General features: G+C 60.7%; 14 protein-coding genes. 6 read left to right on the forward strand and 8 right to left on the reverse strand.

Annotation, left to right across the window (positions count from 1 at the left end; translation table 11 throughout):
* Positions 1 to 410 precede the first annotated feature (410 nt).
* Positions 411 to 1790 (forward strand): putrescine aminotransferase, encoded by a 1380-nt coding sequence (ygjG, locus tag ACMGG5_RS02835; RefSeq protein ID WP_032650311.1) that lies wholly within the window; start codon positions 411 to 413, stop codon positions 1788 to 1790.
* Between the two features lie 36 nt (positions 1791 to 1826).
* On the opposite strand, the gene ACMGG5_RS02840 is transcribed toward ygjG, so the two are convergent.
* The gene (locus ACMGG5_RS02840; RefSeq protein ID WP_420277497.1) at positions 1827 to 2429 is read right to left on the reverse strand and encodes a helix-turn-helix domain-containing protein; all 603 of its coding nucleotides are present in this window, start codon (positions 2427 to 2429) and stop codon (positions 1827 to 1829) included.
* 42 nt (positions 2430 to 2471) lie between these two features.
* On the opposite strand from ACMGG5_RS02840, the gene ACMGG5_RS02845 reads away from it, so the two are divergent.
* The gene (locus ACMGG5_RS02845) at positions 2472 to 3158 is read left to right on the forward strand and encodes a B3/4 domain-containing protein (RefSeq protein WP_267215646.1); all 687 of its coding nucleotides are present in this window, start codon (positions 2472 to 2474) and stop codon (positions 3156 to 3158) included.
* Between the two features lie 12 nt (positions 3159 to 3170).
* Positions 3171 to 4019: a dihydrodipicolinate synthase family protein gene (locus ACMGG5_RS02850; RefSeq protein WP_267215647.1), complete on the forward strand. Its 849-nt coding sequence runs from the start codon at positions 3171 to 3173 to the stop codon at positions 4017 to 4019.
* A 65-nt stretch (positions 4020 to 4084) separates the two neighbouring features.
* Here the strand turns inward: ACMGG5_RS02850 and lsrG are convergent, their stop codons facing one another.
* Genes lsrG through lsrA form a run of 6 tightly spaced genes read right to left on the reverse strand, consistent with a single transcriptional unit; the run spans position 4085 to position 9770 of the window.
* Positions 4085 to 4378, reverse strand: a complete 294-nt coding sequence (gene lsrG / locus ACMGG5_RS02855; protein WP_003862606.1) for a (4S)-4-hydroxy-5-phosphonooxypentane-2,3-dione isomerase — start codon at positions 4376 to 4378, stop codon at positions 4085 to 4087.
* The gene (gene lsrF, locus ACMGG5_RS02860; RefSeq protein WP_420277498.1) at positions 4375 to 5262 is read right to left on the reverse strand and encodes a 3-hydroxy-5-phosphonooxypentane-2,4-dione thiolase; all 888 of its coding nucleotides are present in this window, start codon (positions 5260 to 5262) and stop codon (positions 4375 to 4377) included. Before lsrF ends, lsrG begins: the two co-directional genes overlap by 4 nt.
* 11 nt (positions 5263 to 5273) lie before the next feature.
* On the reverse strand, positions 5274 to 6275 hold the full coding sequence (lsrB, locus tag ACMGG5_RS02865; protein ID WP_023333523.1) for an autoinducer 2 ABC transporter substrate-binding protein LsrB: 1002 nt from the start codon (positions 6273 to 6275) through the stop codon (positions 5274 to 5276).
* Between the two features lies 1 nt (position 6276).
* Complete coding sequence (gene lsrD / locus ACMGG5_RS02870) at positions 6277 to 7254, reverse strand: autoinducer 2 ABC transporter permease LsrD (protein WP_420277499.1); 978 nt, start codon at positions 7252 to 7254, stop codon at positions 6277 to 6279.
* A complete protein-coding gene (gene lsrC, locus ACMGG5_RS02875; RefSeq protein WP_248272454.1) occupies positions 7255 to 8286 on the reverse strand; it encodes an autoinducer 2 ABC transporter permease LsrC in 1032 nt (343 codons plus the stop codon).
* The gene (gene lsrA / locus ACMGG5_RS02880; protein WP_420278597.1) at positions 8283 to 9770 is read right to left on the reverse strand and encodes an autoinducer 2 ABC transporter ATP-binding protein LsrA; all 1488 of its coding nucleotides are present in this window, start codon (positions 9768 to 9770) and stop codon (positions 8283 to 8285) included. The genes lsrC and lsrA overlap by 4 nt, the downstream gene beginning before the upstream one ends.
* Positions 9771 to 9985: 215 nt before the next feature.
* Between lsrA and lsrR the strand changes: the two genes are divergently transcribed.
* From lsrR to ACMGG5_RS02895, 3 genes are all read left to right on the forward strand, one after another.
* Entirely contained in the window at positions 9986 to 10957 is a 972-nt protein-coding gene (gene lsrR / locus ACMGG5_RS02885) for a transcriptional regulator LsrR (RefSeq protein ID WP_024906415.1), read from the forward strand.
* A 33-nt stretch (positions 10958 to 10990) separates the two neighbouring features.
* Positions 10991 to 12619 carry an autoinducer-2 kinase gene (gene lsrK / locus ACMGG5_RS02890; RefSeq protein ID WP_407859102.1) on the forward strand — a complete coding sequence of 543 codons (1629 nt, stop codon included), beginning with the start codon at positions 10991 to 10993 and terminating at the stop codon, positions 12617 to 12619.
* A gap of 175 nt (positions 12620 to 12794) precedes the next feature.
* Positions 12795 to 14816, forward strand: coding sequence for an FAD-dependent oxidoreductase (locus tag ACMGG5_RS02895; RefSeq protein ID WP_420277500.1), 2022 nt, complete (start codon positions 12795 to 12797; stop codon positions 14814 to 14816).
* A 120-nt stretch (positions 14817 to 14936) separates the two neighbouring features.
* Here ACMGG5_RS02895 and rlmG read toward each other — a convergent pair whose 3' ends face one another.
* Positions 14937 to 16073: a 23S rRNA (guanine(1835)-N(2))-methyltransferase RlmG gene (gene rlmG, locus ACMGG5_RS02900; RefSeq protein WP_157189765.1), complete on the reverse strand. Its 1137-nt coding sequence runs from the start codon at positions 16071 to 16073 to the stop codon at positions 14937 to 14939.
* Positions 16074 to 16154 lie beyond the last annotated feature (81 nt).

A 16154-nucleotide genomic window follows, 5' to 3' on the forward strand; every position in this document is an offset into this window, starting at 1 on the left:
GAATGTTAATTTTGTGGGTCAATGTTTTTTCGGCGGTAAACAATTTATCTTTAGTTGTTAAACTTGATGGAGATCGCAGATTTGACTTAAACCATACTTTTTGTACGATTTTTTAATTCATTGATTTCAAATACTTTCGTAAAGAAATTACCTGTAAAGCATGACCCGTTAACGCCCACTTAAGTTGCAGCGAATGCACCTCTTTAGTGCAGCTGCGCGTTTCCGTCCTCATTTATCCTCTCTTTCCTGTACCGCTAAATCCCGTTTCGGTTGCTCCGGCATGATTAAATATTGTGCAACATTATTTTAACCTGGCGTTTATCCCGATTTTCGTTAAGTCATCTGAAGTGGCGTAATCCCTGCAATACTTAACTCAGTATCATGTGATACGCGATCCCCGGGAGCACATTTTGAACAGGTTACCTTCCAGCGCCTCGGCTCTTGCCTGTACCGCGCACGCACTGAATCTCATTGAGAAGCGAACGCTCGATCATGAGGAGATGAAACAACTTAACCGAGAGGTCATCGATTACTTTAAAGAGCACGTCAATCCAGGGTTTCTGGAGTATCGCAAATCTGTTACCGCCGGCGGGGATTACGGAGCCGTAGAGTGGCAAGCGGGAAGTCTGAACACGCTTGTCGACACCCAGGGACAGGAGTTTATCGATTGCCTGGGAGGTTTTGGAATTTTCAACGTGGGGCACCGTAATCCAGTTGTGGTTTCCGCCGTACAGAATCAACTTGCGAAACAACCTCTCCATAGCCAGGAACTGCTCGACCCGCTTCGCGCCATGCTCGCGAAAACGCTGGCGGCCTTAACGCCCGGCAAACTGAAGTACAGCTTCTTTAGCAACAGCGGCACGGAATCGGTCGAAGCGGCGATTAAACTCGCCAAAGCGTACCAGTCGCCGCGCGGGAAATTCACCTTTATCGCCACCAGCGGCGCGTTCCACGGGAAATCCCTGGGCGCACTGTCTGCTACCGCCAAATCCACCTTCCGCAAACCGTTTATGCCGCTGCTGCCGGGCTTCCGCCACGTGCCGTTTGGCGACATCAACGCCATGCGCACCGCGCTGAGCGAATGCCGCAAGACCGGCGATGACGTGGCGGCGGTGATCCTGGAGCCGATTCAGGGCGAAGGCGGCGTGATCCTCCCTCCGCAGGGCTATCTGCCCGCCGTGCGTCAGCTGTGCGATGAGTTTGGCGCGCTGCTGATCCTCGACGAAGTCCAGACCGGGATGGGGCGCACCGGCAAGATGTTTGCCTGCGAGCACGAAAACGTGCAGCCGGACATCCTGTGCCTGGCGAAGGCGCTCGGCGGCGGCGTGATGCCGATTGGCGCGACGGTGGCCACCGAGGAGGTCTTCTCGGTGCTGTTCGACAATCCGTTCCTGCATACCACCACCTTTGGCGGTAACCCGCTGGCCTGTGCGGCCGCGCTGGCGACCATCAACGTGCTGCTGGAGCAAAACCTGCCCGCGCAGGCGGAGCAGAAAGGCGACATGCTGCTGGACGGCTTCCGTCAGCTAGGCCGGGAGTATCCGGACCTGGTGCAGGACGCGCGTGGGAAAGGGATGCTGATGGCGATTGAGTTTGTTGATAACGAAACCGGCTATAGCTTCGCGAGCGAGATGTTCCGCCAGCGGGTGCTGGTGGCCGGAACGCTCAACAACTCGAAAACCATCCGCATTGAACCGCCGCTGACGCTGACGATTGAGCAGTGTGAGCAGGTGCTGAAAGCGGCGCGTAAAGCGCTGGCAGCGCTGCGGGTGAGCGTGGAAGAGGCGTAATCAACGCCGGGTGGCGTTACGCTACCCGGCAGTTTTTTATCGGTGAAACTCCGCCACCGTCATGGTGAAGCGAAGCACGGTATCGCTTTCATTGGCGTAGCCGTGCGACGCTTCCGTTTTCGCCACCGCCGACGCACCAGCGTTAACCTGGTTCACCGTCTCATCCACCGTCAGCGTTAACTCGCCCTCGTTTACGTGCAGCAGCTCAAAGGTTCCCGCCGGGTGCCCCGGAGAGGTAAACCGTTCTCCCGGCTGCATCTCCCACTGCCATAACTCAATCATGTCAGGTCCCGCGGTACCCGCCAGCAGTCTGGCACGTCCACCCAGCGCGCCCTGCCACAGCACCGGAATCGCCTCTTCTTCGATAACGTGTACCAGCGGCTCGCTGGAGACGTTGACGATATCCGCCACGGAGATGCCGAGCGCGGCGGCCAGCTTGCACAAAATGGCGATGCTGGGATTGGCTGCGCCCTTTTCGATCTCCACCAGCATCCCTTTGCTGACGCTGGCGCGGCGGGACAGCTCGTCCAGCGACAGCTTTTTCTCTTTACGCCAGTTGCGGATGCGGTTCGCCACGGCCAGGCTTACCTGGGCAACATCGGCACCCGAATCAGTCATTATATTGACTTTATCAGTCATTGGTCACTACCATGGTATAAAACAGTCAATACAGGATTATTTATGTCTCTCGTTACGCCGTCAATAGATTCGCGTCTTGCCGGGATTGCCCCAGGCTTTCGGGCGCTGAGCATTCTGGTTGAAGCTGCGCCGATTACCCACCCGGAGGTAGCGCCCGCCGCGCTGGCGCAGGCCTGCCAGCAGATGTTGAATGATGATGTGCCGTGGGCTGATGCACACCTTTCAGACTGGGATGAGGTGTTTAAAGCCTTCGGCGCGAAACCGAAACGCACGCCCTGTTCCGCCGCGGCCCTGCGCAAGCGGGTACTGAAAGACGGTTCGCTGCCGTCGCTGGATCCGGTGGTGGATATCTATAACGCGGTGAGCATTCGCTATGCCATTCCGGTGGGTGGGGAAAATCTCGCGGCGTACTCGGGTGCGCCGCGTCTGACGCTGGCCGAAGGCAGCGAGCCGTTTGATACTTTAAAAGAGGGGCAACCAGTGGTGGAACATCCGGAACCAGGCGAAGTTATCTGGCGCGACAATCTCGGCGTCACCTGCCGCCGCTGGAACTGGCGACAGGGGGTGCGTACCCGTCTGGATAGCCAGGCGCAATTTATGTGGTTTATTCTTGAAAGCCTGCCGTCGATGCCGCTTGCGGCACTGGAAGAGGCGGGAGAAGAGCTGGTCAACAACCTGCAGCGGCTGATGCCGGGGGCCACGGCTCAGGTTAAGATGCTGACGCTGTAAGAGGACAACACGATGTTTCACGGATTAAGCGCTTTTCCGTTAACCCCCCTGAAAGAGGGGACGTTTGACGAGCAGTCCTTCATTAATCTTCTGCGCCCCGTGGTCGACGCTGGCGTGGATTCTCTGGGCATTCTCGGCTCAACGGGAAGTTATGCCTATCTGACCGTAGAAGAGCGTGGTCGGATCGCACGCTGCGCGGTGGCGCATGCTGATGACATTCCGGTCATCGTCAGCATTGGCGCATTACGGCTGGACGATATTCTGCGTCTGGCTGACGACGCGCAATCGGCAGGTGTCTCCGGCTTGCTGCTGGCGCCCGTGTCGTACCAGCGATTAACGGAAGACGAAGTGTTTAATCTCTATGAAACGGTGACCCGCCAGATCTCCGTACCGCTGTGCATTTATGATAATCCCGCCACGACCGGTTTTTCATTTAGCGATGAATTGTTATTTGCCGCCGCGGCCCTGCCGAATATAGGCTCCATAAAGCTTGGCCGCGTGCCGGAGGACCTGTCGCAGGTACGGGCTCGTCTTCCTGATACCGTCACGCTGGGTATCGCCGGCGACTGGCGAGCGGCCTCCGCCCTGCAGGCCGGGTTTGACGTCTGGTACTCGGTGCTCGGCGGATTGTTCCCGCAAACAGCGCTGGCGATTGCCCGTTCGAAAGAGGCGGCACAATCCGAGCGGCTGGAGCCGCTGTGGGAATTGTTCCGTCGATACGGCAGCTTGCGGGTGGTAGCGGCAGCGGCAGAAATGCTGGGGAAAGTGGAAACACCCGCGCTCCCCTTCCCGCTTCAGGCTATTCAGGGTGAGCCGCGCGAAGCGCTTGCTGCGATACTTGCGGATCTGGTGCTGGCCTGAACAATGCCGGGTGGCGCTAACGCCTACCCGGCCTACAAAAGCAACACAACCTCTTACCCGTACCGTTACTCCGGCAACAACCCCACAAAACTCCGTTTCTTACGTGGCTCCGACATCAATTCCTCAAGCTTATCCACGCACGCCAGATAGTGCGGCGTTTGCTTATGCGCCAGCACCGCCTCTTCGTCTTTATAGGCTTCGTAGATAAAGAAGCGGGTTTTCACCCTCGGGTCCTGCAATACGTCAAAGCGCAGGTTTCCCGGCTCCTTGATTGCCCCCTCGTGGTTGGCGCGGAATACCTCCAGAAACTCGTCCACCCGCTCGGGCTTAATGTTGATTTCAACCAGCGTCACGTTCATTTTGCTTCTCCCTGTTTCTCTTCCTGCCAGAACTGGAACGCATCGCGGGCGTTCCAGTTCTCGTGAACCACTTTTTTCACCGCCTTCAGCATGGCGAGCGGCGCGCTGGACTGGAAGATGTTGCGCCCCATGTCCACGCCGGATGCCCCCTGATCTATCGCGCGCCAGCACATCTCCAGCGCCTCGTGCTCCGGCAGCTTTTTGCCCCCGGCGATGACTATCGGCACCGGGCAACTGGCGGTCACTTTTTCAAAGCCCTCGTCCACGTAGTAGGTTTTGACGAACTGCGCCCCCATTTCGGCGGCGATGCGGCTGGCGAGCGAGAAATAGCGCGCGTCACGCGCCATCTCTTTACCGACCCCCGTCACCGCCAGCGTCGGCATGCCGTAGCGCGCGCCCGCATCGACAAGCTTGATGATGTTGTTGATCGACTGATGCTCAAACTCACTGCCGATGTACACCTGCGCCGCCACCGCGCAGACGTTCAGGCGCAGCGCGTCCTCCATCGCCACCGCCACGCACTCGTTCGACAGCTCGCCCAGAATCGAATTACCGCCGGAGGCGCGCAGCACCACCGGTTTGTTGGTCGCGGCGGGCACCTGGCTCCTGAGGATGCCGCGGGTGCACATCAGCACGTCGGTTTCACCAAACAGCGGCGCGATGGAGAGATCGATACGCTCAAGGCCGGTGGTCGGCCCCTGAAAGTAGCCGTGGTCAAAGGCCAGCATCACCGTACGGTTGCTCTTAGGGTTGAAGATGCGTACCAGGCGGGACTGCATGCCCCAGTCCAGCGAGCCGCAGCCCTTCAGCGTGAACGGCACGTTGACCTGCGGCGTGCCGATGCCAAAATCCTTACCGTCTTTGATATCGTCTAAATCAGCCATTTGCTCCCCCGTCAGAAATCGTATTTGCTGATGTTCTCTTTGGTGAACACCACCCGCTCCGGCAGCAGCACGATGCCGTTGCCCTTCGCCTCATACTGGTAGCCCTGCACGCTGTTCGGCTCGACCTTCAGCGCCCCGATATTTTTTACGTCCACGCTGTCGCCGACGTTAAGATCGCCTTTTTTCAGCAAACGATCGGCGACATTGACCGCAATTTTGCCCTGTTGTACGACATCCCACAGGCCGAAGGCTTTTACCGTGCCGCGCTCAACGTACGGACGCATCACGTTCGGCGTACTGAACCCGACAATCGCCACCCCTTCGCGCTTCAGGTTTTCCGCCGCCTGTGCCGCGGCCGGCAGCGCGTTGGCATCCGGGGCGATGATCGCATCCAGATCCGGATACGCTTTTAAGATCCCTTCGGCGGTTTGCAACGATTTGGTGGCGTCGTTATAGCCAAACTGGGTAGTGACGACCTGCCACTGGGGATGATCTTTCTCGATTTTGGCCTTCGCCTCTTTCACCCACTGGTTTTGGTCGGTGACGGTGGGGCTGGAGTAGAAGAACGCCACTTTGGCATTCGGTTTGGTGACCTGCTTGCCCGCCATCTCCACCAGCAGGCCGCCCAGCTGTTCCGGCGTTCCCTGGTTGATATAGATGCTGCGGCACTCCGGTTTGGTGTCGGAGTCCCAGGTCAGGACCTTGACGCCGCGCTGCATCGCGCGCTTGAGCGCCGGGCAGAGGCCGTCCGGCGACACGGCGGAGACGATGATGGCGTTATAGCCCTGGTTGACGAAGTTATTGATGAGCTGCACCTGGCCGGAGACGCTCGGCTCGGTCGGGCCGTCGTAGGTGACGTCCACACCGAGGTCTTTCCCCGCCTCTTTCGCGCCGTTGCCGCCGCTGGTGAAGAAGCCCACGCCCACCAGCTTCGGGATAAAGGCAATGCGATCCGCCGCCTGCGCCGAAGCGAAGCTGAGGGCCATTGCCAGGACGAACAGTTTTGTTTTCATCTTACGCTCCGGATAGTTTTCTAAAGAGAGAACGCACCCACTCGCGGTGCAGACTCAGCGAACGTCCCATCACCACCACGACCAGCAGCGCCCCTGACAGCGCGCTCGACACCTGATTAGGGATACCGACCATCTGTAAACCCTGCTGCAGGTAGCCCACCAGCAGCGCCGCCAGCGCCGTACCGACAACCGAACCTGAACCGCCGTAGATATTGGCTCCGCCGAGTACGGCGGCGGTGAGCGCGGGCATCAGCAAATCGCGCCCCAGATCCGAACGCGCGGAGCCGAAATAGGAGACCATTACCAGCGCGGCAACCGCCGAGGCCACGCCCACCAGACCATACAGCGCGTAGGGCATGCCGTTCACCGACAGCGCCGCATAGCGTGCCGCACGCGGATTTTGCCCAATCAGGAACAGATGGCGCCCAAAGCGCCCGCGGTGGGTAATCAGCCAGAAGAAGACGGTAATCACCGCGAACAGCACCAGCGGGATCGGCAGCCCCAACACCGCGAGGTTAGCGAACGCCGTGAAGCTGTCCGGGAAGCCGCCGATGCCCTCGTAGCCCGTGGCTCCCGCCATGCCGGAGAGCAGCAGCGCCCCGCCGCCGTAGAGGTAGAGCGTGCCAAGGGTAATCACCAGCGGGCTGATGCCGGTGTAGTGGATCAGCGCCGCGTTTACCAGCCCGCACAGCAGTCCCAGCAGCAGCGTCAGCGGAATCGCAACCGCCATCGGCCACCCGGTCTGCATCATCACCCCCAGCGCAATCGCGCACAGGCCGATGGTCGAGCCCAGCGAAATGTCGATCCCGCCGCTGATGATCACCAGCGTCAGCGGCAGCGCCACGATGCCAATGCAGATAAAATCGCTGGTGCTGAACAGCAGCATGTTGACGTCGAGCATGCGCGGGTTGATGACACCAAAGAGCAGGATCTCCAGCACCAGTAAAATCAGCAGCGCGCTTTCCCAGTTAAGCCTCATTTACGCCACCTCTTTTTTGCGTTTGGGAAACGGGGTGACGTGCTTCCCCCCTCTGTTACCCGGCTGGAAGCGACCGTACTTCAGCGCCCGCTGATGGCGCGCCAGCGCCTGGCGCAGACGCCCGTCGAGCACCAGTACGCCCAGCAGCACCAGCCCGGCGATAAAGTCGTTCCACCACGCCGGGAGCCTGAACAGCACCAGCACGGTGTCGATTTGCGTCAGGAAAAACGCGCCGAGCAGCGCGCCGATCAGCGTGCCCGTGCCGCCCAGCAGCGAAATACCGCCGAGCACGCAGGCGGCGATGGCCTTCATCTCCAGCCCGCTGCCGGTCTGGTTGGGCACAAAACCAATCTGCGCGGCAAAGACGATCCCGGCGCAGGCCGCCAGCACGCCGTTGAGGGTAAAGGCGATCATGCGGGTGCGGTTCACCGCCACGCCCAGCTGCCGCGCGGCGGCGAGGTTATCCCCCACCGCGTAAAAATCACGCCCGAACGCGGTGCGCGACAGCGTCCACGCGCCGGTGACCACGATAATCAACACCACCATACCAAGGGGCGACACGCCGATGACCGCAGGCTCAGAGAGAGATTTCAACCCCGGCGGCAGCCCTTCAATCCACTTTCCGCCCGTCCAGAGCAGCATCGCTCCACGGTACAGCCCCAGCGTGCCGAGGGTGGCGACAATCGCCGGGATGCGCAGCCCCACCACCAGAAACCCGTTGAATAACCCGGCCAGCGCGCCAACCGTGAGCGCGAAGAGAATGGAAACCGGCAGGCTGTAGCCGCTGTTGAGCGCCACGCCGACGGCAATGGCGGAGAGCCCGACGGTTGAACCCACGGAGACGTCGATATTGCGGGTCAGCATCACCAGCGCCGCGCCGATCGCCAGCAGGATCAGGATCTGCGAGCTGGCGAAGATCATCCCCAGCGTCTGCAAACTCAGGTAGGACGGATTGAGCGCCACCAGCACGGCGAACAGCGCCAGAATGGCGAGAAACGCGCTCAGCTCGCGGTTTTTCAGTAAGGTCTTCATGCTTGCCCTCCGAACGCCAGCGCCATCATTCTGTCGAGGCTGACGGCATGGCGCGGCAGCTCGCCGCTGAGTACGCCCTGATGCATCACCAGCACGCGGTCCGCGAGGCCCGGAAACTCATCGAGATCGCTTGAGATCATCAGCACCGCCACGTTCTGCGCCGCCACGCTTTTGATCAGCTGGTAGATGTCGGCGCGCGCCGAGACGTCCACGCCGCGCGTCGGTTCATCGACGATCAGCAGCAAAGGGTTGGCCTCAAGGCAGCGCGCCAGCAGCACCTTCTGCTGGTTACCGCCGGAGAGCGTGCGCACGGTTTGATCCGCATGGTTGAGCTTGATCCCCAGCGCCCGGTGATAGCGCTCCACGACCGCAGACTCCCGCTTGCGCTGCTGCCAGAGAGACGGCTCGTTCAGCGCCACGGTGTTCCAGCGGATCGGCGCGTCGAGGAACAGGCCGGACACCTGCCTGTCTTCCGGCAGGTAGACCAGCCCTTTTTCCAGGCGTGAACTTACCGGATCGCCGGTGATCTCCTGGTTCTCCAGCCAGACACGGCCCCCGCGCACGGGCCGCAGGCCGTAGAGCGTTTCCGCAAACTCGGTGCGCCCGGATCCCACCAGCCCGGCCAGGCCGACGATCTCCCCGGCATAGATCTCAAGGCTGAGATCGATAAAGCCTTCCCCGGTAAGATCGTCAACGCGCAGCACCGGGAAATCCTGCGGCTGGGTACGGCGATTGCCCGGGAGCGCCAGCCACAGCTTTTGCGTATCGCTTAGGGATTTCTCCCGGCTTACCGGCGTCATGGCGGCGATCAGGGCGCTGTCGTCAAACTGCGCGGTTTCGCCGCTCAGCACCACCGCGCCGTCGCGCATCACCGAGACATGGCTTGAAAGCATGCGAATTTCCGGCAGCTTATGGGAAATAAAAACAATCCCGACCCCGAGTGTCTGCAGGGCGCGGATCTGGCGAAACAGCCGTTCGGTTTCGCCCGGCGTGAGGGAGGCCGTAGGTTCGTCGAGGATCAGGACCCGGGCGTTGCGCATTAATCCGCGCAGGATCTCCACCATCTGCTGATCCGCCACTTCCAGCGTGCTGGCGGTAGCGTCGAGGTTAAGCTGGCACTGCAGCTGCTGGAGTTTCTCCGCCAGGCACTTTTCAAGATCGCGCTCGCGCGGCAGGCGGAACAGGATGTTTTCCCGCACCGTCAGGTTGGGGAACAGCAGCGGCTCCTGCGGCACGAGGTAAATGCCAAGCCTGTGCGCCTGAACGGGCGTCAGCCGCGCATATGACTGCCCCTCGACGGAAAGTTCACCGCTGTCAGGCGTTTCGACCCCGGCGATGATTTTCATCAGCGTCGATTTTCCCGCGCCGTTTCCGCCCATCAGGGCGTGCACCTGGCCCGCAAGCAGCGTGAAATCAATGCCTTTAAGAACCGGCACGCCTGAGAACTGCTTGCTGATATTCCGCGCGTCGAGAAGTGAGGCCATCATCGCTCCGCTATTGAACAAATGATTTTTAGATTTAATAATGTTCAAAAGCGTAGACGGTGAACTATATTTACAACCGTGCAGGGATCACAGTTTTATCGATTGAGATTCAGATAAACCAGAAACGATCGAAATGATCCGTTTTGTCGCGTGGCTCACACTTTCCCTTCGCGCCATCACGAACATATGATCTAAATTTTTATAAGAGTTCAACTATGAGCGATAAACGCACTGCGGAAGAAGGACGGTTTGCCGGGCTGGCACTGGCGGAAGAGGAGCTGGTGGCGCGCGTGGCCTGGTGCTACTACCACGACGGGCTGACCCAGAACGATATCGGCGAGCGGCTCGGGCTGCCGCGATTAAAAATCTCCCGCCTGCTGGAGAAGGGCCGTCAGTCCGGGGTGATCCGCGTGCAGATCAACTCCCGCTACGAGGGCTGCCTGGCGCTGGAAACCGAGCTACAGCAGCGCTTTGACCTGAAGCTGGTGCGCGTGATGCCCGCCCTGAATACGCCGCCGATGAACGTGCGGCTGGGCATTGGCGCGGCGCAGTCGCTGATGGGCGTACTGGAGCCCGGCCAGCTGCTGGCGGTGGGGTTTGGTGAAACCACTATGAGCAGCCTGCAGCACCTGAGCGGCTTTATCAGCTCGCAGCAGATCCGCCTGGTGACGCTCTCCGGCGGCGTCGGGCCGTACATGACCGGTATCGGCCAGCTGGATGCGGCCTGCAGCGTCAGCATGATCCCCGCCCCGCTTCGCGTGTCATCCGCTGAAGTCGCCGGGATCTTAAAACGCGAGACCAGCGTGCGGGACGTAATCCTCGCCGCCACCGCCGCCGACGTGGCAGTGGTCGGCATTGGGTCGGTGAACCAGCGCCGTGACGCCACGATCTTGCGATCCGGCTATATCAGCGAAGGTGAACAGCTGATGTACGCCCGCAAAGGCGCGGTCGGCGACATTCTCGGCTATTTCCTCAATGCCGAAGGGGAGTGCGTCGAGGAGCTGGAAATCCATAAAGAATTACTCGGCGTCTCGCTTGATGAGCTGGCGCAGCTGCCCACCATCGTTGGCGTGGCCGGAGGGGAAGAGAAAGCCGATGCGATTTATGCCGCACTGAAGGGTCGCCGTATCAATGGCCTGGTGACGGAGGAGACGACAGCCCGCGCGGTGCTGGCTCTGGCCAAGTGAGAGCCCGCCCTGCGCTAACAGCGAGGCAAGCTCATGAGTTACCTTTTAGCGTTAGATGCAGGGACCGGCAGCGTTCGCGCCGTGATTTTCGATTTGCAGGGCAACCAGATTGCCGTCGGCCAGGCCGAGTGGAAGCACCTGAGCGTGGAGAACGTACCGGGGTCGATGGAGTTCGACCTCGAGACCAACTGGCAGCTGGCCTGCCGGTGCATTCATCAGGCGCTGTCGCGCGCGAATATGGGCGCGGCGGACATTCAGTCCGTCGCCTGCTGCTCCATGCGCGAAGGGATAGTGCTTTACGACCGCAACGGCGAGGCCATCTGGGCCTGCGCCAACGTTGACGCCCGCGCCAGCCGCGAGGTGGCCGAACTCAAAGAGATCCACGACTATCGTTTTGAATCCGAAGTGTATGACGTTTCCGGGCAGACGCTGGCGCTGAGCGCCATGCCGCGCCTGCTGTGGCTGGCGCACCATCGTCCGGATATTTATCGTAAAGCCGCCACCATCACCATGATCAGCGACTGGCTGGCGGCGAAGCTCTCCGGCGAGCTGGCGGTCGACCCGTCTAACGCGGGCACCACCGGCATGCTGGATCTGTTTTCCCGCGACTGGCGTCCGGCGCTGCTCGACATGGCCGGGCTGCGCGCCGATATTCTCTCCCCGGTGAAAGAGACCGGCACCGTGCTGGGCGCTATCACCAAAGAGGCCGCGCAGCAAAGCGGCCTGCGCGAAGGCACGCCGGTCGTCATGGGCGGCGGCGACGTGCAGCTGGGCTGTCTGGGGCTGGGCGTAGTTCGCGCCGGGCAGACGGCGGTGCTGGGCGGCACCTTCTGGCAGCAGGTGGTGAACCTGCCGCAGGTGCGCACCGACCCCGAGATGAACATCCGCGTGAACCCGCACGTTATTCCCGGCATGGCGCAGGCGGAGTCGATCAGCTTCTTTACCGGGCTGACCATGCGCTGGTTCCGCGACGCCTTCTGCGCGGAGGAAAAGCTGATTGCCGAGCGGATGGGGATGGACACCTACTCCCTGCTGGAAGAGATGGCCAGCCGCGTGCCGGCGGGTTCACACGGGGTGATGCCGATCTTCTCCGACGCCATGCATTTTAAGCAGTGGTACCATGCCGCGCCGTCGTTTATTAACCTCTCCATCGACCCGGAAAAATGCAACAAAGCGACGCTGTTCCGCGCCCTGGAGGAGAACGCGGCGATCGTCTCGGCCTGCAACCTGGCGCAGATTTCGCGCTTCTCCGGCGTGACGTTTGAGAGCCTGGTGTTTGCCGGTGGCGGTTCAAAAGGCGCGCTGTGGAGCCAGATCCTCAGCGACGTCACCGGCCTGCCGGTGCGCGTGCCGGAAGTGAAGGAGGCGACGGCGCTGGGCTGCGCCATTGCGGCAGGCGTTGGCGCAGGGCTGTTTGCCGATATGGCCTCGACGGGCGAGCGGCTGGTGAAATGGAGCCGCGAGTTCACGCCAAACCCGGTACATCGCGAGCTGTACGACGGCATGATGCAGAAATGGCAGGCGGTATATGCGGACCAGCTTGGGTTGGTGGACAGCGGGCTGACGACGTCGATGTGGCAGGCACCGGGGTTAGTAAAAACCCATACCCCTCACCCTGCCCCTCTCCCCATAGGGGAGAGGGAAAAAACCAGATCGAGCTGATTCTTTAAGGCCGCACCGGCCAGTCCCCTCTCCCCTCCGGGGAGAGGGTTAGGGTGAGGGGAAGTTCTTTGAGATCTATCACAATCATTCGATCCCGCTTTTACCTTTCCGTTGCCGCTGGCTAAATTAGTAACTCATCCGACCACATAACAATAATTTTACACTGGAAGAGACTATGAGCCGCTACCCGTCGTTATTCGCCCCTCTCGATCTGGGGTTCACCACACTCAAAAACCGCGTGTTGATGGGGTCGATGCACACCGGGCTGGAGGAGCACCCGGACGGGGCCGAGCGTCTGGCGGCTTTCTATGCCGAGCGCGCCCGCCACGGGGTGGCGCTGATTGTCACCGGCGGCGTGGCCCCTGCCCCTTCCGGCGTGGGCATGGAGGGCGGCGCGGTTCTGAACGATGCGTCACAGCTGCCGCACCACCGCATTGTGACCGACGCGGTACACCGCGAGGGCGGCAAAATCGCCCTGCAAATTCTGCACACCGGACGCTACAGCTATCAGCCGAATCTGGTCGCGCCATCGGCTCTTCAGGCACCGATTAACCGTTTTAAACCTCACGCCCTCACCCACGACGAGATCCTGGCGCTGATTGACGACTTCGCCCGCTGCGCGGCGCTGGCGCGCGAGGCGGGCTACGACGGCGTTGAGGTGATGGGCTCAGAAGGCTACCTGATCAACGAGTTTCTCGCCGCCCGCACCAACCACCGTGAAGACGAATGGGGCGGCGACTATGCCCGCCGGATGCGCTTTGCCGTGGAGGTGGTGCGCGCGGTGCGCGAACGTGCAGGGGCTGATTTTATTATCGTCTTCCGCCTGTCGATGCTCGACCTGGTGGAAGGCGGTGGGACGTTCGACGAAACCGTGCAGCTGGCGCAGGCGATTGAAGCCGCAGGTGCCACCATTATCAACACCGGCATCGGCTGGCACGAGGCGCGCATTCCGACCATCGCCACGCCGGTGCCGCGCGCGGCGTTCAGCTGGGTGACGCGCAGGCTGAAAGGGAAAGTGTCTGTTCCGCTGGTCACCACCAACCGCATTAACGATCCGCAGGTGGCGGACGATGTGATTTCACGCGGCGACGCCGACATGGTCTCAATGGCGCGGCCGTTCCTTGCCGATGCCGAGCTGCTGTCCAAAGCGCAAAGCGGCCGTGCGGATGAAATCAACACCTGCATCGGCTGTAACCAGGCCTGCCTGGATCAGATCTTCGTCGGCAAGGTCACCTCATGCCTGGTTAACCCACGCGCCTGCCATGAAACCAAAATGCCGGTCGTTCCGGCGGCCAATAAAAAACGCCTGGCCGTGGTGGGCTCAGGCCCGGCGGGGCTGGCGTTTGCGGTCAATGCTGCCTCGCGCGGGCACAGCGTAACGCTGTTTGATGCGCTGGGGGAGATTGGCGGGCAGTTTAATATCGCCAAACAGATCCCCGGCAAAGAGGAGTTCTACGAAACGCTGCGCTACTACCGCCGGATGATCGAGCTGACGGGCGTCGAGCTGCGGCTTAACCAGTTTGTCCGCGCGGCGGATCTGACTGATTTCGATGAGGTGATCCTGGCGAGCGGGATCGTACCGCGCACGCCTGCGATCGAGGGTATCGATCATCCGAAGGTGTTGAGCTATCTGGATGTATTGCGAGACAAAACGCCGGTTGGCGAGAAGGTGGCGATTATCGGCTGCGGCGGGATCGGCTTTGATACCGCCATGTATTTAAGCCAGCCGGGCGAAGCCACCAGCCAGAATATCGCCGAGTTTTGCGTGGAATGGGGTATCGACACCAGCCTGAAGCAGTCCGGCGGGCTTCGTCCCGAAGGGCCGCAGCTGCCAAAAAGCCCGCGTCAGATCGTGATGCTGCAGCGTAAAGCCAGCAAGCCGGGCGAAGGGCTGGGTAAAACCACGGGCTGGATCCACCGCGCCACCCTGCTCTCGCGCGGGGTGAAGATGATCCCAGCGGTGAGCTACGAGAAGATCGACGACGAGGGTCTGCACGTCACGATCGGCGGCGAACCGCAGCTGCTGCGCGTAGATCACGTCATTTTATGTGCCGGGCAGGAGCCAAAGCGCGATCTGGCGGATCCGCTGCGCGAAGCCGGTAAAACGGTGCATCTGATTGGCGGGTGCGACGTGGCGATGGAGCTGGACGCGCGGCGCGCGATTGCGCAGGGGACAAAACTGGCGCTGAGTATTTAACGGCATCGCCCGGTGGGGGGGTAAAAGCAAAACGGCAACCGGGTTGCCGTTTTTAGTGTTTGCGCCCTCTCCCTGTGGGAGAGGATCGGGGTGAGGGCATCAGGCCGCACATACACAATCTTAACGACGACGTCCCAGCTTCACCGACTTCAGCACCACAAACTTATTGTTCGTCGCAATGGTGACGCAGTTGCCGAAAATCTTCTTCAGCTTGTGGAAGTAGTCCAGGTGGCGGTTCGCCACGATGTACAGCTCGCCGTTGATTTTCAGGCAACGGCGCGCGTGGTGGAACATTTCCCACGCAACGTTATCCGTCAGGGCGTGCTTCTGGTGGAACGGCGGGTTACAGAACACCGCGTTGAAGCGGAACGGCTCTACGCCAGACAGCGCGTTGTTGATCATAAACTCGCAGCGGTCCAGCGCGTCCGGCATGTTGGTTTCCACGTTCAGACGGCTGGAGGCCACCGCCATCGGCGACTCGTCGCTGAACACCACGCTGGCTTCCGGGTTCTTCGCCAGCAGCGTCAGACCGATCACACCGTTGCCGCAGCCCAGGTCGACAATCTCACCTTCCAGATTTTCCGGCAGATGTTCCATAAAGAAGCGCGCGCCGATATCCAGACCGGTGCGGGAGAAGACGTTCGCGTGGTTATGGATGGTCCAGTCTGTCCCTTCCAGCTTCCAGCTCAGCGTTTCTGGCGCGTCGGCCAGCTCAGGGGCGGCGAACGTACAGTTGATCAGGCGCGCTTTTTTCCAGGCCAGCGTGGTGGTGGTCGGGCCGAGGACTTTCTCGAACAGCTCCAGCGTCGAAGTATGAATATCGCGCGCTTTGGCACCCGCGATGATGCGGGTTTCTGGCGTGACGACCTTACGCAACGCGCGCAGCTGCTGCTCCAGCAGCGCCATGGTTTTTGGCACTTTGATCAGCACCACGCCGGGCGCCTGCGGGTAGTCCGCGGTGCTGTCGAGGAACTTCACGCTGGACTCTTCGATGTCGTTATGGCGAAGGTTTTCACGCGTCGCCAGCTCGCTCAGGTAGGAGTCGCCGATACTGTACGGCGTGTGCTCCGCCAGGGCGCAGCCCAGCGCGCCGAAGGCGTCATTCAGGATCAAAACCGGGCCGCGGATTTCAGTGTCATCCAACTGCTGCAGCAGATATTCATCCGCCGCTTCCCACGCCTGAAGCGGGTTAACGTCGTCCGTCTCCGGGAAACGTTTAAGGTTGAGTGAACGGAAACCGTTGTCTAAGTGGCTCATCGGCCCTCCTGAATGGTAAAATTTGGCGTATCCCTGAAAAGGGTGCGTGAGTATACCCGTTTTATTGTCGATTTGGGGCGT

This window comes from Enterobacter sp. BNK-34 (assembly GCF_048684445.1).
GTDB lineage: Bacteria > Pseudomonadota > Gammaproteobacteria > Enterobacterales > Enterobacteriaceae > Enterobacter > Enterobacter pseudoroggenkampii.